20 protein-coding genes are annotated in these 23,630 nt (G+C 69.6%); 9 read left to right on the top strand and 11 right to left on the bottom strand.

From position 1 onward, the window contains the following. Nucleotides 1–20: 20 nt before the first annotated feature. From FJ694_RS30195 to FJ694_RS30170, 6 genes are all read right to left on the bottom strand, one after another. Nucleotides 21–560 carry a DUF5943 domain-containing protein gene (locus tag FJ694_RS30195; RefSeq protein ID WP_157271246.1) on the bottom strand — a complete coding sequence of 180 codons (540 nt, stop codon included), beginning with the start codon at nt 558–560 and terminating at the stop codon, nt 21–23. 2 nt (nt 561–562) lie between these two features. Next, nucleotides 563–1,534, bottom strand: coding sequence for a dipeptidase (locus tag FJ694_RS30190; RefSeq protein WP_157271245.1), 972 nt, complete (start codon nt 1,532–1,534; stop codon nt 563–565). 27 nt (nt 1,535–1,561) lie between these two features. Further along, nucleotides 1,562–2,842, bottom strand: coding sequence for a serine hydroxymethyltransferase (gene glyA / locus FJ694_RS30185; RefSeq protein ID WP_157271244.1), 1,281 nt, complete (start codon nt 2,840–2,842; stop codon nt 1,562–1,564). A gap of 328 nt (nt 2,843–3,170) precedes the next feature. Next, nucleotides 3,171–3,689: a prolyl-tRNA synthetase associated domain-containing protein gene (locus FJ694_RS30180; RefSeq protein WP_157271243.1), complete on the bottom strand. Its 519-nt coding sequence runs from the start codon at nt 3,687–3,689 to the stop codon at nt 3,171–3,173. Nucleotides 3,690–3,812: 123 nt separating this feature from the next. Continuing rightward, on the bottom strand, nt 3,813–4,172 hold the full coding sequence (locus tag FJ694_RS30175) for a response regulator (RefSeq protein WP_157271242.1): 360 nt from the start codon (nt 4,170–4,172) through the stop codon (nt 3,813–3,815). Between the two features lie 35 nt (nt 4,173–4,207). Next, complete coding sequence (locus FJ694_RS30170) at nt 4,208–5,911, bottom strand: PAS domain-containing sensor histidine kinase (protein WP_198321073.1); 1,704 nt, start codon at nt 5,909–5,911, stop codon at nt 4,208–4,210. Between the two features lie 251 nt (nt 5,912–6,162). Here FJ694_RS30170 and FJ694_RS30165 point away from each other — a divergent pair, with 251 nt between their 5' ends. The 7 genes from FJ694_RS30165 to FJ694_RS30135 all read left to right on the top strand — a co-directional run bounded on the left by FJ694_RS30165 (nt 6,163) and on the right by FJ694_RS30135 (nt 13,302). Further along, entirely contained in the window at nt 6,163–7,455 is a 1,293-nt protein-coding gene (locus FJ694_RS30165) for an aromatic ring-hydroxylating oxygenase subunit alpha (RefSeq protein WP_157271240.1), read from the top strand. Between the two features lie 52 nt (nt 7,456–7,507). Next, nucleotides 7,508–8,617: an FAD-binding oxidoreductase gene (locus FJ694_RS30160; protein WP_157271239.1), complete on the top strand. Its 1,110-nt coding sequence runs from the start codon at nt 7,508–7,510 to the stop codon at nt 8,615–8,617. Nucleotides 8,618–8,690: 73 nt separating this feature from the next. After that, the gene (locus tag FJ694_RS30155; protein ID WP_157271238.1) at nt 8,691–9,743 is read left to right on the top strand and encodes a quaternary amine ABC transporter ATP-binding protein; all 1,053 of its coding nucleotides are present in this window, start codon (nt 8,691–8,693) and stop codon (nt 9,741–9,743) included. After that, a complete protein-coding gene (locus FJ694_RS30150; RefSeq protein WP_157271237.1) occupies nt 9,733–10,602 on the top strand; it encodes an ABC transporter permease in 870 nt (289 codons plus the stop codon). The genes FJ694_RS30155 and FJ694_RS30150 overlap by 11 nt, the downstream gene beginning before the upstream one ends. 206 nt (nt 10,603–10,808) lie before the next feature. Then, nucleotides 10,809–11,792: a porin gene (locus tag FJ694_RS30145; protein ID WP_157271236.1), complete on the top strand. Its 984-nt coding sequence runs from the start codon at nt 10,809–10,811 to the stop codon at nt 11,790–11,792. Nucleotides 11,793–11,964: 172 nt separating this feature from the next. Continuing rightward, a complete protein-coding gene (locus tag FJ694_RS30140; RefSeq protein ID WP_157271235.1) occupies nt 11,965–12,858 on the top strand; it encodes a glycine betaine ABC transporter substrate-binding protein in 894 nt (297 codons plus the stop codon). A gap of 183 nt (nt 12,859–13,041) precedes the next feature. Beyond that, on the top strand, nt 13,042–13,302 hold the full coding sequence (locus FJ694_RS30135; RefSeq protein WP_157271234.1) for a CBU_0592 family membrane protein: 261 nt from the start codon (nt 13,042–13,044) through the stop codon (nt 13,300–13,302). A 156-nt stretch (nt 13,303–13,458) separates the two neighbouring features. On the opposite strand, the gene FJ694_RS30130 is transcribed toward FJ694_RS30135, so the two are convergent. The 5 genes from FJ694_RS30130 to FJ694_RS30110 all read right to left on the bottom strand — a co-directional run bounded on the left by FJ694_RS30130 (nt 13,459) and on the right by FJ694_RS30110 (nt 21,818). After that, a complete protein-coding gene (locus FJ694_RS30130; RefSeq protein WP_157271233.1) occupies nt 13,459–14,460 on the bottom strand; it encodes a tripartite tricarboxylate transporter substrate binding protein in 1,002 nt (333 codons plus the stop codon). A gap of 115 nt (nt 14,461–14,575) precedes the next feature. Continuing rightward, complete coding sequence (locus tag FJ694_RS30125) at nt 14,576–16,072, bottom strand: BCCT family transporter (RefSeq protein WP_232540292.1); 1,497 nt, start codon at nt 16,070–16,072, stop codon at nt 14,576–14,578. 621 nt (nt 16,073–16,693) lie between these two features. Then, nucleotides 16,694–20,449, bottom strand: a complete 3,756-nt coding sequence (gene putA, locus FJ694_RS30120; RefSeq protein WP_157271232.1) for a trifunctional transcriptional regulator/proline dehydrogenase/L-glutamate gamma-semialdehyde dehydrogenase — start codon at nt 20,447–20,449, stop codon at nt 16,694–16,696. A gap of 136 nt (nt 20,450–20,585) precedes the next feature. Next, nucleotides 20,586–21,065 (bottom strand): Lrp/AsnC ligand binding domain-containing protein, encoded by a 480-nt coding sequence (locus FJ694_RS30115; RefSeq protein ID WP_157271231.1) that lies wholly within the window; start codon nt 21,063–21,065, stop codon nt 20,586–20,588. Nucleotides 21,066–21,125: 60 nt separating this feature from the next. After that, a complete protein-coding gene (locus FJ694_RS30110) occupies nt 21,126–21,818 on the bottom strand; it encodes a GntR family transcriptional regulator (RefSeq protein ID WP_198321072.1) in 693 nt (230 codons plus the stop codon). 369 nt (nt 21,819–22,187) lie between these two features. Between FJ694_RS30110 and FJ694_RS30105 the strand changes: the two genes are divergently transcribed. Both FJ694_RS30105 and FJ694_RS30100 read left to right on the top strand, forming a co-directional pair. Then, a complete protein-coding gene (locus FJ694_RS30105; protein WP_157271229.1) occupies nt 22,188–23,333 on the top strand; it encodes a branched-chain amino acid ABC transporter substrate-binding protein in 1,146 nt (381 codons plus the stop codon). A gap of 137 nt (nt 23,334–23,470) precedes the next feature. Next, nucleotides 23,471–23,630 (top strand): ABC transporter permease subunit (locus FJ694_RS30100; RefSeq protein ID WP_445661321.1); only part of this gene is annotated, 160 nt, incomplete at its 3' end.

Below are 23,630 nucleotides of genomic sequence, written 5' to 3'. Positions count from 1 at the left end.
GTACGGCGGTAAGGCGTTGATCAGGCCGCGATGGGCGTGACGGTGAACACGCAGTGGCTGTGCCCTTCGGCCGCGCAGCGCGTTTCCTCGCTGTGCGTCTTCCAGGTCTTGCCCGTGTCCTGGCCGACCCAGTCCATGGCGCCGGAGAACCAGCCCGCGAACAGGTAGCAGACCTTGTCGCGCGTCACCGGCACGCCGGCGATGCCCTGCGCCAGCACGAACACCGAGTGCTCCAGCTTGATGCGCGCGTGGCCGGTGTTGGCATCGACCTCGTCGAAGCTGAACAGGCCCCAGCCGCGCTGCGACAGCCGCTTGAGGTAGTGCTCGTACACGGCCAGGCCGCGCAGGCCGTGGGTCCTGGCCTCCTGCTCGCACCAGAAGTACGCGGAGCGGTAGCCGGCCTTGTAGAGGCTTTGCGCGTAGGTCTCGCGGCCGATGGCGGCTTCCGCCTCGACGTGGTTGTTGACAAAGAAGTGCCGCGGCACGTAGATCATCGGCAGGCCGTCGGTCGTCCAGATGCCGGTGTCCTCGGCGACCTCGATGGGCAGTTGCGGATTCATCTTCAGGCTCCCCACACTTCCTTGAACACGCGCATCCAGTTGCCGCCGATCACCTTCTCGATCTTGCGGGTGGACCAGCCGGCATGCACCATCGCCGCCGTCAGGTTGGGCATCTCGCCGATGGTGCGGATGCCCACCGGGTTCAGCACCGTGCCGAAGTTGGTGAGACGGCGCCCACGGCCCTTGTCGTGCGTGATGTGGTCGAAGAACTCCTGGCCGTAGCCCTGGGTGTGGTCGGTGCCCACGCCCACGCAGTCCTCGCCCACGAGGTTGATGACGTAGTCCAGCGCCTCGACGTAGTCCTCGACGGTCGCCTCGATGCCGCGGCGCAGGAAGGGCGGGAACATGGTCACGCCGATGAAGCCGCCGCGGTCGGCGATGAACTTCAGCTGCTCGTCGCTCTTGTTGCGCGGGTGCTCCTTGAGGCCCGCGGGCAGGCAGTGGCTGTAGGTGACGGGCTTCTTCGAGGCCAGGATGGCCTCCTCGCTGGTCTTGGCGCCCACGTGCGAGAGGTCCACCATGATGCCCACGCGGTTCATCTCGGCGATGACCTCGTGGCCGTAGCCCGAGAGGCCGCCGTCGCGCTCGTAGCAGCCGGTGCCGATGAGGTTCTGCGTGTTGTAGCAAAGCTGCACCACGCGCACGCCCATGTCGGCGAACGCCTCGATGTGGCCCAGGTGGTCCTCGAAGGCATGCGCGTTCTGGAAGCCCAGGATGATGCCGGTCTTGCGCTCGAGCTTGGCCTGCTCGATGTCGCGGGTGCTGCGCACCAGCGTGACCAGGTCGGAGTTCTCGCGGATGAGCGACTTCATCTGCGCGATGTTGTGCACCGTGCCCTTGAAGTCTTCCCAGACCGAGACGGTGCAGTTGGCGGCGCTGAGGCCGCCCTTGCGCATGTCCTCGAAGACCGGGCGGTCCCACTTGGCGATGATCAGGCCGTCGATGACGATGGCGTTGGCGTGGATGGAATTCATGCGTTGGCTCCTTGGGTTCCTGGGCGTTCAGCGGTCGGCGTAGATGGGGAAGCGGGCCATGAAGGACTGCACCTGCTCGCGCACCAGCATCTCGACCTTGGCGTCGCCCTCGGGGTTCTTGCGCAGCGCCTGCATCACGTCCAGGATCATTCGCGCCACCTCGCGGCAGTCCTCCTCGCGCATGCCGCGCGTGGTGATGGCGGCGGTGCCGACGCGGATGCCCGAGGTGATGGTGGGCTTCTCGGTGTCGAAGGGGATGCCGTTCTTGTTGCAGGTGATGCCCGCGCGCTCCAGCGCCACTTCGGTCTGGTTGCCCTTGAGGCCCAGCGGGCGCAGGTCCACCAGCAGCAGGTGGTTGTCGGTGCCGCCGGTGACGAGGTCCAGGCCGCCCTTGACCAGCGTCTCGCCCATCGCCTGCGCGTTGGCGACCACCTGGCGCGCGTAGTCCTGGAACGCGGGCTGCAGCGCCTCGCCGAAGGCCACGGCCTTGGCCGCGATCACGTGCATCAACGGGCCGCCCTGCGCGCCGGGGAACACCGCGGCGTTGACCTTCTTGGCGATCTCCTCGTCGTTGGTCAGGATCACGCCGCCGCGCGGGCCGCGCAGCGTCTTGTGCGTGGTGCTGGTGGTCACGTGCGCATGCGGCACCGGGCTCGGGTAGACGCCCGCGGCCACCAGGCCGGCGACGTGCGCCATGTCCACCATCAGCAGCGCGCCCACCTCGTCGGCGATGGCGCGGAAGCGCGCCCAGTCGATGACGCGCGGATAGGCCGAGAAGCCGGCGATGAGCAGCTTCGGCTTGTGCTCGCGGGCCAGGCGCTCGACCTCGTCGTAGTCGATGCGGCTGTCCTCCTGGCGCACGCCGTACTGCACGGCGTTGAACCACTTGCCCGACAGCGCCGGCTTGGCGCCGTGGGTCAGGTGGCCGCCGGCGGACAGCGCCATGCCCAGCACCGTGTCGCCGGGCTTGACCAGCGCCAGCATCACGGCCGTGTTGGCCTGCGCGCCGGAGTGCGGCTGCACGTTGGCGAAGCGCGCGCCGAAGAGCGTGCACAGGCGGTCGATGGCCAGCGACTCGACCACGTCGGCGTACTCGCAGCCGCCGTAGTAGCGCTTGCCGGGATAGCCTTCCGCGTATTTGTTGGTGAACACCGAGCCCTGCGCCTGCAGCACGGCGCGGGACACGATGTTCTCGGAGGCGATGAGCTCGATCTGCGACTGCTGGCGCATGAGCTCCTGCCCCAGCGCCTTGGCCACCCGCGGGTCGGCCTGGGTCAGCGGATCGGCAAAGAAGGAAGTCGTGTTCATGGGGTGAGGGCGTCGGGTCGGCTGGCGTTGAATGAGGGGTCCGGGGCGCGGTTCGCGCCGGGCCGGGCGCTGCAAGCAGGGGCTGCGTCGGGCAGGTGCTTGATGGCTTCATTCTTCGAGTCCGGGGCCTGCGCGGCTTGTGCGCCGCGGACATGCACTTGCCCAAAACCGACATCGCGGGTTGACCCTGGGCATGGCGGCCACTGGCCTGGAAACGACACAAGTCGGCAAAACCGCACGCGCCAAGAAAAAGGCGCCGGCGTCATGGACGCCGGCGCCTGAAGCCTTGCAGGCAAGGAAGGAGACTCGGGACTAGATCATCGAGGCGTCAGAGCGCCAGCACCCGGGGCGCATGCCCCGTCAGGGCCAGGAAGCTCGCCAGGGCGTCGTGGCCGATGGCCACGGTGGCCGTGTTGCGCAGCGGGTGCGCCTGGACCTGCGCGGCCTGCCACACGCGCTCGTCCATGAGCAGCTCGACGGCGTGCGCCTTGTCGTTGACGAGGGCGAACACGCTGACCGCGCCGGGCGTGATGCCCAGGCAGCGCTGCAGCCGCTCCGGCGAGCCCATGCTCAGCTTGGAGCTGCCCAGCATGCGCGCGAGTGCCGGCAGGTCGAGCCGCAGGTCGTGCGGCACGACGGCCAGGAAGTGGCGCGTGCCCTTGGCGTCGCGCAGGAACACGTTCTTGGTCTTGATGCCGCCGATCTCCGGCGTCGCGGCCAGGGCGTCGGCGATGGTGAACACCGGCTCATGCTCCACGATGTCGTAGGGCAGGGCATGGCGGTCGAGCAGCTGCAGCAGCGCGTCGGCGGGATGGGTCGGCGTCTCGGCCAGGGCTTCGGTCGTCATGGCGACAGGTTAGGAAGCGGGCGCCGCGGCGGCTTGCCGGAAAGCGCCATGGTCTTGACTGAAGGCGACAGGCGACAGGCGACAAGCAACAGGCGACGGCCCGGTGTCCCGGGCCGCGTCAGCTCAGCCTTGCGGGCCGCTCGCGAGCATTTCCTCGACACGCTCGCCCAGCGCGGCCAGGCCCACGGGCTTGACGAACAGGCTGATCGGGCCGTGCACCAGCAGCTCCTCGCCGGCGAACCCCGTCATCATGATGATGGGCAACCGCGGACGGCGCTGGTGCAGGCGCAGGGCCATCTCGCGGCCGTCCATGCCCGGCATGGATAGGTCGGTGATGACCAGGTCGGCCGGGTCGGCGGCATCGGCCTGCAGCGCAGCGCCCGCGTTCTTCGCCACGGTCACGCGGTAGCCGATGCTCTCGAAGTAGTAGCTGAAGACATCGACCACGTCCGGCTCGTCGTCCACGATCAGCAGGTGGTGCATGGCGCGTTGGCCTTTCCTGTTCCTGTGCGTCAACGTCACGGTGCCCGGCGCAATGCCAGCGTGACGCTGAAGGTGCTGCCGCGGCCCGGTGCGCTGTCCAGCGCCAGCGTGCCGCCCATCATGTCCACCAGGCGGCGCACGATCGACAGGCCCAGGCCCGTGCCGCCGAAGCGCCGCGTGGTGGAGCTGTCGGCCTGCGTGAAGGCCTCGAAGATGCGCGCCTGCTGCCCGGCCGGGATGCCGATGCCGGTGTCCGCCACGTCGAAACGCAGCCGGGCACGCTCCGCGTCGCCGGGCAGCGCCTGCACGCGCAGCGTGACGCTGCCGGTGGCGGTGAACTTCACGGCGTTGCCCAGCAGGTTGAGCAGCACCTGCCTGAGCCGCAGGGGATCGCCGCGCAGCGCCGCCGGCAGCGCGCCGCTCATTTCCAGCCGCAGCGACAGTGCCTTGGCGGCGGCCTGGGGCTGCACCATGGCCTGCAGGGACTGCAGCAGCGGCAGCAGCTCGAACTCCACCACTTCCAGGTGCAGCTCGCCGGCCTCGATGCGCGAAAGGTCGAGCACGTCGTTGGTCAGCGCCAGCAGCTGCTCGCCGGCCTGCTGGATGTGGCCGACGTAGCCGAGGGCCTGCTGTGGCAGCGCCATGCGCACGAGCAGCTGCGACAGCCCGATGACGGCATTGAGCGGCGTGCGGATCTCGTGGCTCATGTGGGCGAGGAAGGCGCTCTTGGCGCGGCTGCCGGCCTCGGCCTGCAGCGTGCGCTGGCGCAGGTCCTCCTCCAGCGCCTTGCGCTCGGAGAGGTCGGTGAGCACGCCCAGGAAGCCGCGGGGCTCGCCGCGCTCGTTGCGCAGCACGCTCAGGCCCAGCATCACCGGCACGTGCGTGCCGTCGGCGCGCCGGCAGCGCCACTCGCTGCCTTGCCCCGGCACCGGGGACGCGTGCTCGCGCGCCCGGATGCCGGGCCACAGCACTTGCCGAACCTCGGCGGGCAGGCTGCGCGAGCGCCGGCGCAACTCACCGGGTTCGGCGAAGTCGAGCAGGCGCCGCCCCAGCGCCTGGGCCGCGGGCAGCCTCAGGAGCGCCTCGGCGGCCGGATTGAGCGTGGTGATGCGCCAGCGCAGGTCCGTGGCGACGAGGGCGCTGGCGGCGCTGTCGAGGATGGTGCGCACCTCCACCATGCGGTGCTGCAGGCGCTGCTCCAGCAATTCGCGGGCGACATGCTGGTCGTGCACGTCGCTGGCCGCGCACAGCCAGTCCGGCTTGCCGTGCGCGCTCTCGACCGAAGGCTCCGCCTGCAGCATGTGCCAGCGGTAGCAGCCGTCGTGGCGGCGCAGGCGCAGCTCCAGCGCCAGCGGCTGCCCCGTGCCTACCGCGTGGCGCCAGTGGGCCTGCAGCACCGGCCGGTCGTCGGGATGGAGGACGGCCTGCCAGCCCGTACCCCGGGCCATGGCCGCTTCCTGCCCGGTGTAGGCGCTCCAGCGGCGATTGACCCATGCATTGCCGCCTGCCGCGCTGAGGCGCCACAGCAGCACGGGTGCGGCGTCGGCGGCAGGCCCGTCCTGCCCGATGCCCTGCGGATTGTTGGGGTGCGGCGTGGCAGGCACCTGCCCAGGGCGGACCTCGATCATCGAAACGAAAATGGGCGTGAGCCCGAAGCAGTCGGCTGATCGGGCCACGATAGCAAAGCCGGTACCCGTGGCGGCGGCGCGCGCCGGCCCGGCGCGCCTTTGGCCCACCATGTGGATCTTCGCCCTCAGCAGCAGCGGTCCGGACCCGTACGCCGCGGGCTGCGCCCGGTGACGGCCGCCTCCTGGCGCTGGCGACAAGCGCCATGGCCCATGTCGCTTCCAGACAAATCCGCGTCCGACCCATGCAAGGTCGGCAGGGCGGGTCCCCGAACAATGAGCTCCACCAGGGCCCCGGACGCAGCCGCGGCAGCGCCGGCCCCAGCCGCAGCGAGGCTCATTCCAGGACAAACAGGACATACGCCATGCCCACACAGACCGCCACCGTCACCGTGCATCCCCGCGCCGCCAGCGCCGCCGCGCAGCTGAGCGCGCTGCTGGAGCGCCGCCGCCCCGGCCACAGCCTGGAGGCGCCGTTCTACCTGAGCGAGGAGGTGTTCCAGGCCGACATGGAGTACATCTTCCGCCGGCACTGGATCTTCGTGGCCGTGGCGCCGCAGGTGGCCGAGCCCGGCGACTACGTCACCGTGGACGTCGGCCCCGACTCGGTGCTGATCGTGCGCGACGACGACATGCAGCTGCGCGCCTTCCACAACGTCTGCCGGCATCGCGGCTCGCGCCTGTGCGAGGACCACCAGGGCAGCCTGGGCAACATCGTCTGCCCGTACCACCAGTGGACCTACGACCTCGAAGGCAATCTCATCCATGCCGACCACATGGGCGAGGCCTTCCTGCGCGAGCAGCACGGCCTGCACAAGGTGCACCTGCGCGAGCTCGAAGGCCTCATCTTCATCTGCCTGGCCGACGAGCCGCCGGCGGACTTCGAGGAGGTGGCCGAGCGCATGCGCCCGTACCTGGCGCCGCACCGGCTGCAGGACTGCAAGGTGGCGGCCCAGGTGGACATCATCGAGGAGGGCAACTGGAAGCTCACGATGGAGAACAACCGCGAGTGCTACCACTGCGTGGGCAACCATCCCGAGCTGACCATCTCGCTCTACGAGCACGGCTTCGGCGCCCAGCCCGGCCCGCAGAACGCGGAAGGCATCGAGCGCTTCGAGCAGATCGTCAGGGACAGCCAGTGCCGCTGGGAAGCCATGGGCCTGCCCAGCGCCCGCCTGGAGGAGCTCGACACCCGCGTCACGGGCTTCCGCACCCAGCGCCTGCCGCTGGACCGCGCCGGCGAGTCGCAGACCATGAGCACCCAGGTGGCCTGCAAGAAGCTGCTGGGCGGCTTCACCGACAAGTCGCTCGGCGGCCTGTCGTTCTGGACCCAGCCCAACTCCTGGCACCACTTCATGAGCGACCACGTGGTGAGCTTCTCCGTGATCCCGCTGAGCCCCGGCCGCACCCTGGTGCGCACCACCTGGTGCGTGCACAAGGATGCCGTGGAAGGCGAGGACTACACCGTGGACAACCTCACCGCGGTGTGGAACGCCACCAACGACCAGGACCGGCGCCTGGTCGAGGCCTCGCAGCGCGGCGTGGCCAGCCACGCCTACCAGCCCGGGCCCTATTCGCCGTTCACGGAAGGGCTGGTCGAGGCCTTCTGCACCTGGTACGTGGACCGCATGCGCGCCGGCGTGAGCGCCGCGCGCTGACCGGGGCCCACGAGTGCCGATGGCCGAGAGCCGAATCCGCGAGGAGCAACGCATGACCGCTTCCTACCAGGACCTGGCCGAGGCGCCCGCCCCGGCCTGGGGTGGCGACGACGAATGGCTCGAATGCGTGCGCGTGCGCGACGAGACCCATGACGTGCGCAGCTTCGTGCTGCGCCCGCTGCAGGCGCGCAGCTTCCGCTACCGCCCGGGGCAGTTCATCACGCTGCGCCTGGAGATCGACGGCGAGCCGGTGTTCCGCTGCTACACGCTGAGCTCCAGCCCGACGCGGCCGGACACGCTGAGCATCACCGTCAAGCGCGTGCCCGGCGGCCGCGTCTCGAACTGGCTGCACGAGCACCTGCGCCCGGGCATGCGGCTCTCCGCCACCGGGCCGGCGGGCGCCTTCTGCTTCCCGCCGGGGCCGGTGCAGGTGCCGGCGCGCGGGCAGCTCTACCTCTCCGGCGGCAGCGGCATCACGCCGCTGATGTCGATGTCGCGCGCCTGGGCCGACCTGGGGCTCGACGCCGACGTGCAGTTCATCCACGCCGCGCGCACGCCGCAGGACATCGTCTTCGACGACGAGCTGAAGCTGCTGGCGCGCTCGCTGCCGCGCTGGCGCGCCACCATGGTGTGCGAGGACCGCGGCACCACCCCCGGCTACAGCGGGCTGCTTGGGCGGCTGACGCTACCGCTGCTGCGCAGCCAGGTGCCCGACCTGCTGGAGCGCGAGGTGTGGTGCTGCGGCCCGGCGCCCTTCATGGCCGCGGTGCGCGCCATGCTCGTGGAAGCCGGCTTCGACATGGCCCGCTACCACGAAGAGAGCTTCACCTTCGAGACCCCGGCGGACACGGCCGGGCTGGCCGCTGCACCCGCCCCCAGCCCGGCGGGCACCGAGGCGAAGACCTTCGCCATCACGCTCAAGACGCGCGGCGAGCGCTTCGAGTGCGGCGCCGACGAGACGGTGCTCAAGGCCGCGCAGCGCGCGGGCGTGCGCTGGCCTTTCAGCTGCTCCAGCGGCGTGTGCGGCACCTGCCGCACGCGCAAGCTCGGCGGCGAGGTGGAGATGAACCAGGGGGGTGGCCTGCGCCCGCGCGAGGTGGCGCAAGGCTGGATGCTGCCGTGCTGCAGCAAGCCGCTGAGCGACCTCGAACTCGACCGCTAGCCCGGCCCGGCCCTCACCGGCCGGGCTTTTTCACAAGAAGAGATTTTTTCGTGTTTGCGCCAGGGAGGCGACCATGTCAGACACACCGAAGATCCAGATACGCGAGCTCACCAAGGTGTTCGGGAAGAAGCCCGACGCCGCGCTGGCACTGTTGCGCGAGGGATTGTCCAAGGACGAGATCTTCCAGCGCACCGGCCAGGTGGTCGGGGTCAACAAGGTCAGCTTCGACGTGCAGGCCGGCGACATCTACGTGCTCATGGGCCTGTCAGGCTCGGGCAAGTCCACGCTGATCCGGCTCATCAACCGCCTGGTCGAGCCCACCGCCGGCTCCGTCACCATTGACGGCCAGGACGTGGCGCGCATGCCCGCGGCCGAGATGGTGCGCTGGCGGCGCAAGCGCATGGCGATGGTGTTCCAGAGCTTCGCGCTGATGCCGCACCGCACCGTGTTCGACAACGTCGCCTTCGGCCTGGAGATCGCCGGCGACAGCGCCAAGGCCTACCGCGACAAGGTCATGCAGGCGCTGGACCAGGTGGGCCTGAAGGCCTATGCGCAGAAGTACCCGCGCCAGCTCTCCGGCGGCATGCAGCAGCGCGTGGGCCTGGCCCGCGCGCTGGCCGTGGACCCGGACATCCTGCTCATGGACGAGGCCTTCTCGGCGCTGGACCCGCTCAAGCGCACCGAGATGCAGGACCTGATGCTGCAGCTGCAGCGCGAGCACCGCCGCACCATCTTCTTCGTCTCGCACGACCTGGAGGAGGCGCTCAAGATCGGCACGCGCATCGCCATCATGGAAGGCGGCAACCTGGTGCAGGAAGGCACGCCGCACGAGATCGTCACCCGGCCCGCCAACGACTACGTGCGCCGCTTCTTCAAGGGCGTGGACACCTCGCGCTACCTCACCGCCGCGGACCTGGTGGACAGCTCCGCCCCGGTGGCCGAAGACCTCATCGCGCGCTGCCGCGCGAACAGCCTTTCCGCCAATACCACTTTGCCCGACGCCCTGCGCACCGTGCTTGGGCTGGATCAACCCGTGAGCGTCTTCGACGACGCCGAACGCCTTGTGGGCTGCATCACGCCCAAGAGCCTCCTCCTCAAGATCGCGAGCACCCGCCATGTCGGCTGACTTCCTCTCCAACTACGTCGGCGACGGCAAGGAACTGCTGCCGCTGGGTGCCCTCGTCAACGACGCGGTGAAGCTGATGCTCGACCGCGGCGGCAGCCTGTTCGATGCCGTCGGCGCGGTGGTCGAGCGCTTCGCCGGCCAAGTCGAGACCGGCTTCCTGGCCATCCCGTCGTGGCTGGTGATGCTGGTGGTGGCGGCCGTGGGCGTGTGGCGGCTGAAGTGGGGTTTCGGCCTGTTCGCGCTGGCGAGCCTGCTGGTGATACGCATCACCGGCTTCTGGGACCAGACCATGGTGACGCTGGCGCTGGTGTTCTCGGCCACGCTCATCAGCCTGGTCGTGGGCGTGCCGCTGGGCATCCTGTGCGCGCGCAATGACCGCTTCAACGCGCTGCTGCGCCCGGTGCTGGACTTCATGCAGACCATGCCGGCCTTCGTGTACCTGATCCCGGCGGCCATGGTGTTCGGGCTGGGGCGCGTGCCGGGCATCCTGGCCACGGTGGTGTTCGCCATGCCGCCCGTGGTGCGGCTCACGGCGCTGGGCATCCGGCAGGTCAACGCCGAGCAGGTGGAAGCCGGCCAGGCCTTCGGCTGCACGTCGATGCAGCTGCTGTGGAAGGTGCAGCTGCCCATCGCGCTGCCCACCATCATGGCCGGCGTCAACCAGACCATCATGATGGCGCTGTCGATGGTGATCATCGCCTCCATGGTCGGCGCCGGCGGCCTGGGCAACGACGTGCTCTCCAGCATCCAGCGCCTGGACATCGGCCTGGGCTTCGAGAGCGGCTTGTCGGTGGTGCTGCTGGCCATCATCCTGGACCGTCTCACCGAGAGCTTCGGCACCCGGCGCCAGGAAAGCTGAGCACCGCAGCGCCCGCGCTCCAGGCGGCCGCCGCCAACGGCGGCCACAAGCAAAAAATGCCCGCCAGCGCGGGCATTTTTCATTTTTCAGGGTTCCTTGACGGTCGTCATTGCGAAAACAGAACACCCTTTGTCGCCTGAAGGCAAGGCCCCGGTTGCAGGTGCTGACAAAGTGAGGCTGCCAACATCTATTGGAGGGCCTTGCTTGTGAAAAGAATCCCCATCAGGACGGTACTGCTGGCGCTCGGCGCGGCGGCCTTGATGCCGGCCACGGCGCTGGCGCAGTCTTCGGTCAACATCGGCGGCATGGTTGACGTCGGCATCTACCGCGACGGCAACGAGACCTGGAACGTCGGCACGATCCAGCGCAGCTATCTCACCTTCTCCGGCACGGAAGACCTGGGCAGCGGCCTGGCGGCCTTCTTCAACCTGACCACGCGCTTCGACATGGACACGGGCACGCTGGAGGGCAACCCGGCGAGCGGCAAGCCGTTCTTCCACGGGGAATCGACCGTGGGCCTGAAGGGCGCCTTCGGCTCGGTCAAGGCCGGCCGCGCGCTCGACGCGATGTGGGCCAACGACTGGCACTTCGACCCCTGGTACAACTTCAACCGCGTCGCCTCGCCGGCGTGGGACCTGTGGCACTACAACTTCCCCTCGGACCCGCAGGCCAACAGCGGCCGAGCCGAGTACGGGCGGCTGAACAACGGCATCTTCTACGACTCGCCGGTCGTCGGTGGCTTCTCGCTGCACGTGAGCGGCTCGCCAGAAAAGCGCCCGGGCGACAGCCAGCGCCCGCTGGGCGGGGCGATCAAGTACGCCGCCGGCCCGATCACGGCCATGGTGGCGCGCGAGAAGAACAGCGCCGGCGCCAGCGACACCTTCGTCGGCCTCAAGGGCAAGATCGACTCGCTGGCCCTGATGGGCGCCTGGGACCTGAGCAAGTCGCCCGGCGCGGCTTCCAAGGCCAAGGCCATCACGCTGGGCGCGCAGTACTTCATCGGGCCGTGGACGCTGAACGCCGGCTGGGGCCAGGTGGACGTCGATGGCGTGAAGGCGCAGAAGACCACGGCCGCGGGCGCGGTGTACGCGCTGTCCAAGCGCACCAGCGTCTATGCCGACGTGGCCCGCAAGAGCTACCCCGGCGACCGCGTGAACCTGTACGGCCTGGGGGTCGCGCACACCTTCTGAACCGGCCCCGGCCGCCGGCACGGTGGCCGGGTGTGAGAACCGCCAACTTGCGCACACCGCGCGGCCCCATGTCGAACGCAGGCCGACCGGTGTCGCAAGGATGCAAGCAACAGATTCCGCCGCCTCTACCTTGACCGCGGCTGATGCCCACCGACTCCAACGGAGCCTCCCGATGACCGACCGCAAAGCATTGACGACCCGCCGCAGCTTCCTTGCCGGCGCAACCACCACCCTGGCGCTGGCGGGCACGCCGTTGTCGGTGCTGGCCCAGGCCAAGCCGATCCGCATCGGCTGGACGGCGTGGGCCGACGCCGAGGCCGTGACCAACATCGCCAAGATCATCCTGGAACAGCGCCTGGCGCAGAAGGTCGAGCTGGTGATGACGGACGTGGCGCTGCAGTACGCCGGGCTGCAGCGCGGCCAGATCGACCTGATGCTCATGGCCTGGCTGCCGGGCACGCACAAGAGCTACTGGGAGAAGGTCAAGGACGACGTGGAGGACCTGGGTGCCCTCTACACCGACGCCAAGCTGGGCTGGGCCGTGCCCGACGAGATCCCGGTAGGCACGCTGCGCAGCATTGCCGACCTGGCCAAGCCCGAGGTGCGCGAGAAGCTGAACGGGCGCATCCAGGGCATCGACGCCGGCGCCGGGCTGATGAAGCTGTCCGAGGCCGCCATCAAGAGCTACGGCCTCGACTACCAGCTGCTCACGGCCTCCGACGCCGCCATGGTCTCGGCGCTGGACCGCGCCATCCAGCGCAAGCAGTGGATCGTCGTGACGACCTGGTCGCCGCACTGGATGTTCTCGCGCTACAAGCTGCGCTACCTCGAAGACCCGAAGCAGGCGCTGGGCGGCGCGGAGTCGATCCACGCGCTGGCGCGCAAGGGCTTCTCGGCCGACTTCCCCACGGCCTCGGCCTTCATCCGCAACATGAAGATCTCGCTGGCCGACCTCGAAGGCGTGATGCTCAAGGCCAAGGACAGCAGCTCGGCCAAGGAAGCGGCCGCCTACGTCGCCTCGCGCGGCGACGTGGTCAACCGCTGGGTGGCGGCCGCCAGCAAGTAAGCCCCCGGCAATCCTTGACGCCGCGCAAGTCCATGGGCGGCGTCAGGGGGATTGGCAAGTGTAGAGTTCACGAATCCGGCCACGGCGCACCGCGCCGTGGCCGACGCCGCAGCAGGAAGCCCGCATCACGCGGGCTTTTTTCACTTCAGTGACCGGCGCATTCCGAACCTTCACCCGCATTCCATGACTTTCCAGGACTACATCGGGCTCATCGGCGTGGTGGCCTATGTCGCCGCGCACTTCTGTGTCCAGTTGCTGCACCAGCCACCCACGGGGCGGCTGGTGGTGCTGCTCAACGTGGTGGGGCCCGTCTGCGTGCTGGTGTCGCTGACGACCAGCTGGAACCTGGCCTCGTTCCTGACGCAGTGCTTCTGGCTGGGCCTGACGCTCATGGGCTGGTGGCGCCGCCGCCCCGGCGCCGCCGGCCCGTCCGCCGGCCGGTGATCGCCGGCGCGCCCTGACGCCGCCGGCGCCGATCCGTTGTGCCCGCATCCGCCGCGGGGCGCCGCGCGGTGCGGCCGCATGATCCCGGGCTGTCGTCGCCGTGCTTTCCCCGCTACGAAAGCCCGTACGACAACGGCCGCCGCCGGGCCGGCCGGTTCACTGGAGCTGGATGTGGGCGTCGGCGATCACCTTGCGCCAGCGCGCCGACTCGCCCTGGGCAAAGGCCTTGAACTGCTCGCCGCTGATGGGCATCGGCTCGCCGCCCTGGGTCGCGATCCACTCCAGCGTGTCCTTGCGGGCCAGGGCGCGCGAGTAGGCGTCCGTCAGCGTGCCCTTGACGGCTTCCGGGCTGCCCTTGGGCGCCACCAGCCCGAACCACTGCTGCACGATGACGGCGGGGTAGCCCGTCTCGCCCGTCGTGGGCACGTCGGCAATGGAGGCGTGCCGGGCCGGGCCGGCGACGGCCAGGATCTTGACCTTGCCGGCCTGCCGCTGCTGCTCGGCGCTGCCGGCGGGCACGATCATGAGGTCCACGTTGCCGCCGATCAGGGCCGTCACGCCCGGGGCCAGGCCCTGGAACGGGACGTGCAGCAGGTCGATGCCCGCGGCCGATTTCAGCAGCTCTGTGCCCAGGTGGGCCAGGCTGCCGTTGCCCCACGATGCGTACGAGTACTTGCCCGGCTGGGCCTTGGCCAGCGCGACGAACTCGCGCAGGCTGTTGGCCGGGACATGGCTGCCCACGGCGATGGTGTAGGAGAACCGGGCCAGCCCCATCACGTCGGTGAAGTCGCCCGTGGCATAGGGCAGCTTCGCGTAGTAGATCGGGTTGATGGCATGGGTGTCGGAGGAGGCCACCAGCAGCGTGTAGCCGTCGGCCGCGGACTTGGCCGCGAAGCTGGCGCCGATCGAGCCGCTGGCGCCGGGCCGGTTGTCCACGATGAACGGCTGCTTGAGCTCGGCGCTCACCTGGTCGCTCAGGCGGCGCGCCAGCGCGTCCGTGATCGCGCCCGCGGGCCAGGGCACCACCACCCGGACGGGCTTGCCGGGGTAGCCCTCGGCTTGGGCCGTCGGCAGGGCCAGCGCGAGCAGGGCCGCCGCGCCCAGGGGCGCGGCGGCGCGCCAGGAAGTGGAGAAAAGCTTGCGGGGAAGGCAGGGCATGGTGGCTCGCGAAGGTTGAGGAGGCGCTTGCCATGTTCGGGCGCGGGCGACGGCGAACTTGCCCCGTGCCGCCGTCGCCTGTTCCCGAGGCGACGGTGCCGCCGCTTCCCGGAGGTCAGGCCTTGCGCAGGCGCTCGCCGATGAGCGCCTTGAACAGCCCCAGCATGAGCAGGAACATCAGCGCCATGAAGGGCAGGCCCAGGGCGATCGCCGCGGCCTGCGCGGCCTTGAGCGCGCCGTCGCCGCCAACGATGAACAGCACCAGGGTCACCACGGTGATCACGCCGACCCAGACCACCTTCTGGAAGCCGCTGGTGTCTTCCTTGCCGCCGGAGGCCAGCGTGTCCACCACCAGGCAGCCGGAGTTGACGGAGGTGACCATGAAGATGGCCAGCAGCACCACGGCCAGGACGGAGGTGAACTGCGCCATGGGCAGCGCCTCGAGGAACCAGAACAGCGTGAGCGTGACGTCCTGGAGGCCGCTGCCGCTGAGCTGGCTCGCGCCGCCGGCGGCCTGGTGGATGGCCGCGCCGCCGAAGGCCGTCATCCACAGCAGCGCCACGAGGGTGGGCGCGATCATGACCGACACCACGATCTGCCGGACGGTGCGCCCGCGCGAGATGCTGGCGATGAACATGCCGACGAAGGGCGCCCAGCTGGCCCACCAGGCCCAGTAGAACACCGTCCAGCCGCGGAACCACTCCTGGTCGTTGCGGCCCATCCAGTTGGCCAGCGGAATGAAGTGGTGGGCGTAGTCCGCCGTGGTCGAGCCCAGGCCGGCGATGAAGCTCACCACGCCGGCGCCCAGCACCACGAACACCAGCAGGCCCAGCGCCAGCGCCATGTTGAGGTTGCTCAGCAGCTTGATGCCCGCGTGCATGCCCGCGCCGACGCCGACCGCCGACAGCAGCGCCACCACCAGGATGAAGCCGGCCTGCATGGCAAAGGAATCGGGCGTGCCGAAAACATGGCTGATGCCCGCGGACGCCTGCAGCGCGCCCAGCCCCAGCGAGGTGGCCAGGCCGAAAGTGGTCAGCAGGATCGTGAAAATGTCTACCACGTGGCCGATCCAGCCTTTATGGGCCGCGCCGATCAGCGGCTGCAAACCCGAGCGCAGCGAATTCTGCAGCCCGCGGTTGTAGGCAAAATACCCGATGACCAGCGCCACGATGCAATACACCGCCCAGGGATGCAGCCCCCAGTGGAACATCGTGGCGCCCATGGCGGCGTGCATGGCCTCGGGGGTATTTTGCGTCACGCCCAAGGGCGTCTTGTACCAGCCGGAATAATAGGCCAGCGGCTCGGCCACGCCCCAGAACAGCAGCCCGACGCCCATGCCGGCCGCGAACAGCATCGAGAAGTACGAAACGGCGCCATATTCGGGCCGGGTTTCACCGCGCCCGATGCGCACGCTGCCGGCGGGGGTGACTACCAGCAGCGCGCAAAACAGGACGAAGGCGTTGCCGGAAATGATGTAGAACCAGTCGAAATTGTTGATGGTCCAGTTCTTGGCGGCATTCAGGAGTTCGCCGGCCCTGGCCGGATCGGCGATGGAATATACGACGAGCGCTGCGATCAATATCAAGGCCACGGGGCAGACGATGCGGTGCACGTCGAGACCGAAAATCCGCTGATTTTGTCCGGATGCCGCTGCGACGCGCCGTGCTGGCTGCATTTCCATGCTTGCCGAGGCCTTTATGTCCATATCGTCTCCTTGAATAATGCCAAAACCATGGCCCGCCATCGCCCGATGGCCCCACGTCAGGTTGGTATTACAGGGCCATGTCCTTGCAAAAAATGCGGCGCAGGCGACCTCTTCTTGTTGAAAAACGACCCGTGTTCCCACCGGTTTCAATTCGGGCGCTGCGCGTTTCCGCCCAGCGCCCGCAGGCGGACCGCATGCCGATTGCGGCAGGTTACGGCCGATTGGCGCCGGTTGCGGCCGGGCGCGCGGCCCGTCTCAATCGGGATTATGTGAAGTTCGTTGCCGGCGCAACCGCGTCGGCGGCCGGCCGCGCGGCATGGGCGACGCCGATCCGGGACGGGAGCGTCCCGCATGTCCGGCGCTCGCGGCGCGGGCTCCTGCGCAAGCAGAGCCGCCAGGGGGTTCAGGTCAGGAAAGCGAAGAGATGCAACGCGCCCGGCTGCTGGCCGCGCTTCCCAGCGCGGCCGACGCCTTGCAGGCGCAGGCCCGGCGCACCGCCGGCGCGTGCGCCGGCGGCAGGTCGAGGCCTCAACCGATCGTCATCAGCGACGCGTTGCCGCCGGCCGCGGCCGTGTTGATGCTGGTGGCCTTCTCGACCACCAGCCGCTCCAGCGGCACGTCCGCCTCGCCGGGCGCCAGGCGCGTGACGCCAACGATCGGCCCCGGGCGCTGCGCCAGGCGCTGCTGCAGCGACTGCAGCGCCGCGGTCGTGCCGTGGAACAGCGCGGCGTCGAAGCTGACCTCGGCCGAGCTCCAGTCGCGCGCCAGCACGATGGCGGCCTGAGCCGCCGCGGGCAGCCGGCGCAGCAGTGCCTCGCATTCCAGCGGCCAGACGCAGCGCGCGCCCACGGCCAGCACCGCGGCCAGCTGCACCAGGCGGTCGCCTTCGGCGTCGGCCAGGCACAGCACGGCCTCGCGCGGCGCCAGAGCGTAGCTGTTCTTCTCGCCGGTGGGACCGGGCAGCGTCTGCGACAGCCCGCTGCGCGAGCGCTCGTGGAAGCGCTCGCAGGCGCTGGCCAGATCCGGCAGCGGCTGCTCGCGCGCCCAGTCGCGCAGCGCGCGCAGCGCCGCGGGCATGGCGCGCCCTTCGCCTTCCGGCGCGACGGCGGGCTCGAACAGCCGCGCCATCACGTCGTCCGGGCGCCGCGACAGCAGCCGGTACAGGTACAGCGGGCCACCGGCCTTGGGGCCGGTGCCCGACAGGCCCTCGCCGCCGAAGGGCTGCACGCCCACCACGGCGCCGACGATGTTGCGGTTCACGTACACGTTGCCCGCGTGCGCGGCCTTGAGCACGCGCTCGATGGTCTCGTCGATGCGCGTGTGCAGCCCCATGGTCAGGCCGTAGCCGGTGGCGTTGACCTGTGCCAGCAGCGCGTCCAGTTCCTCGCGCTGGTAGCGCACCACGTGCAGCACCGGGCCGAACACCTCGCGGCCCAGCTCGGCCAGGCTGTCGAGCTCGATCACCGTGGGCAGCATGAAGGTACCCCGGCGCAGCACGGCCGCGTCGCAGGCGCCGAGCTGATGGACGCGGCGGCCCCTGGCGCGCAGCGCCTGCACGTGGCGCTCGATGCCGGCCAGCGCCTCGGCGTCGATCACCGGGCCCACGTCCACCGCCAGCCGGTCCGGGTTGCCGATGCGCCACTCGGCCATTGCGCCCAGCAGCATCTCGATGAGGCGGTCGGCCACGTCCTCCTGCACGCACAGGACGCGCAGCGCCGAGCAGCGCTGGCCGGCGCTGTCGAAAGCCGAGGCCAGCACGTCGGCCACCACCTGCTCGGCCAGGGCCGAGGAGTCCACGATCATCGCGTTCTGGCCGCCGGTCTCGGCGATCAGCGGGATCGGGCGCCCCTGCGCATCGAGCCGCCCGGCCACGCTGCGCTGCAGGATGCGTGCGACCTCCGTCGAGCCGGTGAACAGCACGCCGCGCACGCGCTCGTCGTTGACCAGCCGCGCGCCCACGACTTCGCCGCTACCCGGCAGGAACTGCAGCACGTCGCGCGGCACGCCCGCGTCCCACAGCACGCGCACGGCCTCAGCGGCGACCAGCGGCGTCTGCTCGGCGGGCTTGGCCAGCACCGGGTTGCCCGCGGCCAGGGCGGCCGACACCTGCCCCATGAAGATGGCCAGCGGGAAATTCCAGGGGCTGATGCACACCACCGGGCCGACTGGCACGTGGCTGTCGGCCGTGAAATCGCGGCGCACCTGGTGCGCGTAGTAGCGCAGGAAGTCCACCGCCTCGCGCACCTCGGCAATGGCGTTGGCCGCCGTCTTGCCCGCCTCGCGGATGAGCAGGCCCATCAGGCGCGGCATGCCGGCTTCGAGCCGGTCAGCGGCGGTGTCGAGCATGCCGGCGCGCTCGGCCGGCGGCGTCGCGGCCCAGCGGCCGGCCGCCCCGGCGGCGGCGGCAAAGGCGCGGTCCACCTGCGCGGGCGTGGCGTTGCGCACGAAACCGACCACGTCGCCGTGGTCGGCCGGGTTGCGCACCGGCTCGCCCGGGCCGGCGTCGCCAGTCTCGGCGCCGATGCCGTCGGCGAGCATCGGCCCGGCGCTCCAGCTTTCACTCGCGCTTTCACGCAGCGCGGCCTGCAGCGCCGCCAGCTCGGCCTCGTTGCTCAGGTCGAGGCCGCGCGAGTTGGCGCGGGTCGGGCCGAAGAGTGCGCGCGGCGCGGGAATGGCCGGGTGCGGCAGCCCCAGGCGCCCTTCCCGCTTCGCCAGGTCCTCGGCCACGTCCACCGGGTCGCGCACCAGTTCCTCGATGGCGATGTCGGTGTCGGCGATGCGGTTGACGAAGGAGGTGTTGGCGCCGTTCTCCAGCAGCCGCCGCACCAGGTAGGCCAGCAGCGTCTCGTGCGTGCCCACCGGCGCGTACACGCGGCAGGGCCGGCCCAGTTGGCCCGCGCCGGTGCCGACGACCTGCTCGTACAGCGGCTCGCCCATGCCGTGCAGGCACTGGAACTCGTACTGCCCGGGCTGCCAGCGCGCCGGGTCGGCCAGGTGATAAATGGCGGCCAGCGTGTGCGCGTTGTGCGTGGCGAACTGCGGGTACACCGCCTCGGGCGCGGCCAGCAGCTTGCGCGCGCAGGCGACGTAGGCGATGTCGGTGTAGGGCTTGCGGGTGTAGACCGGGTAGTCGGCCTGGCCGTCGAGCTGCGCGCGCTTGATCTCGGAGTCCCAGTACGCGCCCTTGACCAGCCGGATCATCAGCCGGCGCCGGCTGCGCCGCGCCAGGTCGATGATGAAGTCGATCACGTAGGGGCAGCGCTTCTGGTACGCCTGGATCACGAAGCCGATGCCGTTCCAGCCGGAGAGTGCCGGCTCGAAGGACAGCCGCTCCAGCAGGTCCAGCGAGATCTCCAGCCGGTCCGCCTCCTCGGCGTCGATGTTCAGCCCGATGTCGTAGCGCCGCGCCAGCAGCGCCAGGCGCAGCAGCACCGGGTAGAGCTCGCCCATGACGCGGTCGTACTGCGCGCGGCTGTAGCGCGGGTGCAGCGCGGAGAGCTTGATCGAGATGCCCGGGCCCTCGTAGATGCCGCGCCCCGCCGAGGCCTTGCCGATGGCGTGGATGGCAGCCTCGTAGGACGCCAGGTAGCGCTGCGCGTCCTGGGCGGTGAGCGCCGCCTCGCCCAGCATGTCGTAGGAGTAGCGGAAACCTTCGGCCTCACGGGCGCGGGCATTGGCCAGCGCCTGCTCGATGGTTTCGCCGGTGACGAACTGCTCGCCCATCACGCGCATGGCCATGTCCACGCTCTTGCGGATCAGCGGCTCGCCGCCGACGGCGAGCATGCGGCCCAGCGCCGCCGACAGTCCCGACTCGCTGTGCGTGGCCGTGAGCCGGCCCGTGAGCAGCAGGCCCCAGGTGGCGGCGTTGACGAACAGCGACGGGCTCTTGCCCAGGTGGCTGTGCCACTGGCCGCGCGAGATCTTGTCGCGGATGAGCGCGTCGCGCGTCTCGCGGTCCGGGATGCGCAGCAGCGCTTCGGCAAGGCACATCAGCGCCACGCCTTCCTGAGAGGACAGCGCGTACTCCTGCAGCAGCCCCTGCACCAGGCCGGCACGGCCCGCGGACGGTTTCCTCTCGCGCAGGTTCGAGGCCAGCCGCGCCGCCAGCGTCTGCGTCTGCCCCTTCAGCGGCTCGCCCAGCGCCGCCAGCGCGGCCAGCATTGGCACGGCCTCGACCTCGGGCTTGCGCCAAGCGGCGGTGATGGCGCGGCGCAGCGACGAGTCGAAGGCGACGGGCTGCAGGAAGTCGGCGAAGGGCGTCGGCGTCGGGGAGGAAATGTCCATGGCAGTGGCAGACCAAGCGTAATGCCACTACTTTGTCTCAAACACCGCCGAATGTTTATCTATTGATCGGCGCCGTGATGGTTTATTTCTCAGGCGACTGCCGAGGGAGCACCGAGAGGTGCCGGTACCGGCCCGGTCAGAGCCGCGGCAACGGCACGTGGCTGCTGCTCTTGACCTCTTCCATGACGGCGTAGGTGCGCGTCTCGCGCACGCCGGGCAGCTGCCACAGCGCGGTGCCGGCGAACTGGCGGTAGGCCTCCATGTCGGCGCAGCGGATCTTGAGCAGGTAGTCGAAGCCGCCGGCCACCATGTGGCATTCCATGATCTGCTCATGCACCTGCACCGCGGCCTTGAAGCTGTCGAAGATCAGCGGCGTGGTCTTGTCCAGCAGCACCTCGACGAACACCACCATGCCGGCGCGCAGCTTCATCGGGTTCAGCCGCGCCTCGTAGCCCAGGATGTAGCCCTCGCGCGTGAGCCGCGCCACGCGCGCCAGCACCGCGGTGGGCGACAGCGCCACTTCCTCGGCCAGCTTCAGGTTGGTCATGCGCCCATCGCGCTGCAGCGCCTTGAGGATGGTCAGGTCGATGCGGTCCAGCCCGGTGGTGTCGGTCATCTCTAGAGAATTGTTCGCCGTGAAGGCGACGATTTGAACAAATATTCGCCCGCCGGCGTCCTATCGTGGCGTGCCTTCGAGCCGTGCCGAGGGCGGCAGGTGCCGCCGCAACAGCTCGCAGGCGCTGGTGATGTGCTCGTGCACTTGGCTGGCGGCCCCTTCGGCGTCGCCGCGGCGGCAGGCATCGACCAGGCTCTGGTGCTCGGTGTCGGCCACTAGCCGGCCGTCGCCCTCGGTGAGCTGGATATGCAGGTAGCGCTCGGTGCGGTTGTTGATTGACTGGATCAGGTCCAACAGGAACGGACGGTGAGCGTCCGCGTACAGGCAGGAATGAAAAGCCCAGTGCAGCTCCACCCAGCGCAGCCGGTCCTGCTCCCGCGCGAACGCGTCGCACAGCGCCTGCGCGCGCTCCAGCGTCGCCGCCGTCATGTTCGGCACCGCCCAGCGGATGGCGTTGGACTCCAGCATTGCCCGCACCTCGAAGATCTGCACGATCTCGGCCTCGGACAGGCTGTGCACCACGGCGCCGCGGTTGCGCTGGAAGGCCACCAGCCCTTCCGCCTCCAGGTGCTTCAAGGCCTCGCGCACGGGAATCTTGCTGACGTTGAACAGCGCCGCCACGTCGTCCTGCCGGATCGGCTCGCCCTCGTGCAGCTGCCCGGTGACGATGGCATTGCGCAGGTGCCGCGCGATCACCTGCGAGATGGCCTGCGGCAACCCCAGGTCGGTCGCTTGGTTCGGTTCGAGCGGCACGGACATCCCTCGGCACAGTCAATGGGCTTGAAAGCGTATACGAAATACGCTGTTTTCCCGCTGTGGTCATCCCGCATGCCGGCTTTGGTTGCGGATGAACCATTTCAATGCATTGCGCCCCGGACTAGTCAATTGCACCATCCAGGCCGCACTTCCCTGGTGCATTGCACACCTGAAAGCCGCGCCAACTAGTGGTTTTCCGCAGGCATGCTTCGTGCGTATAACGTATACGATATTCGATGCGACGGGTTGTGTGGCGATGTGCGTTGACACAGCACGGTGCCGTGGCGGAAGCCGATTCCGGCATGCCGCCCGGCCCGGCGGCCGCCGCGGGCCGACAGCCCCGAATCACTACGAAGGAAGACCACCATGAAGAAGCTTTCCTCTGCCGCCCGGCACTTCGTGTCCGCGCTCGCGCCCGTGGCCCTGGCCGCGGCGTCGCTGGCCGCGCAGGCGCAGGAAGTCGTCAAGATCGGCTTCAGCAGCCCGCTGTCGGGTCCGCAGTCGGCCTACGGCGTGGACAACCGCGACGGCCTGCTGCTGGCGGTCAAGGAACTCAACGCCAAGGGCGTGACGGTGGGCGGCCAGAAGGTCACCTTCGAGGTCGTGGCCGAGGACGACGGCGCCGACCCGCGCCAGGGCGTGGCCGTGGCGCAGAAGCTGGCCGACAGCAAGGTGAAGTTCGTGGTCGGCCCGTACAACTCCGGCGTCGCCATCCCCGCCGGCCGCGTCTACAACGAGGCCGGCATCGTCATGATGACGGTGGGCTCCAATCCCAAGATCACCGAGCTGGGCTATCCGCGCCTGTTCCGCATCGGCGTCAACGACGTGCAGCTGGGCTCGGCCATGGCGGTGTATGCCGCCAAGGACATGAAGATCAAGAACGTGGCCGTGGTGGACGACCGCAGCGCCTACGGCCAGGGCCTGGTGCAGGAGTTCATGGCCGAGGCCAAGCGCCAGGGCCTCAACGTGGTGAAGCAGGAGTTCACCACCGACAAGGCGACCGACTTCACGCCGATCCTCACCTCCATCCGCAGCGCCAAGCCCGACGCCGTGTTCTTCGGCGGCTACTCCGCGCAGGGCGGCCCGATGCTGCGCCAGATGGTGTCGCTGGGCGTGCAGGCCAAGCTGCTCGGCGGTGACGGCATCTGCGCCACCGAGACCAGCCGCCTGAGCGGCGGCGCCGCCGACGGCCGCGTGCTGTGCGCGCAGGCCGGCACCATCCTGGGCAAGGCCGACGCCGGCCGCGCCTTCGCCGCCAAGTACAAGGCCGCCTACAACCGCGACCCGCTGACCTACGCCGCCAACTTCTACGACGGCGCCATGCTGCTGGCCGACGCGATGCAGAAGGCCGGCTCGACCGACCCGGGCAAGGTGGCCGACGCCATCGCCAAGGGCAGCTACAAGGGCGTGGCCGGCGAGTACTCCTTCACCGACAAGCACGACCTGAAGTCCTCGCCGGTGAGCGTGTACGGCTTCAAGGGCGGCCAGCCCGAAGTGCTGACCTCGTTCTGAGCCCGCGGCCGGCCTTCCCCGCCGGCCCGACACCCACAGCAACGGCCGCGGCGCGGACGCCGCGGCCTTTCTTTTGACCTGGGCCGCCCGCAGGCGCCGGCCGTTGCGCCGGCATCCGGGGCCTTCTGGACCGCTCCATGGACATATTTCTTCAGCAGGTCATCAACGGGCTGGTGCTGGGCAGCATGTACGCGCTCGTGGCACTGGGCTACACGATGGTCTACGGCATCATCAACCTCATCAACTTCGCCCACGGCGAGGTGCTGATGGTGGGCGCGCTGGTCAGCTGGACCGTGG

This window comes from Azohydromonas aeria (assembly GCF_009760915.1).
In the GTDB taxonomy this organism is placed as follows: Bacteria; Pseudomonadota; Gammaproteobacteria; order Burkholderiales; family Burkholderiaceae_C; genus Azohydromonas; species Azohydromonas aeria.
Note: the sequence above shows the minus strand (reverse complement) of the source record. Positions and strands in the feature narration are given on the sequence as shown.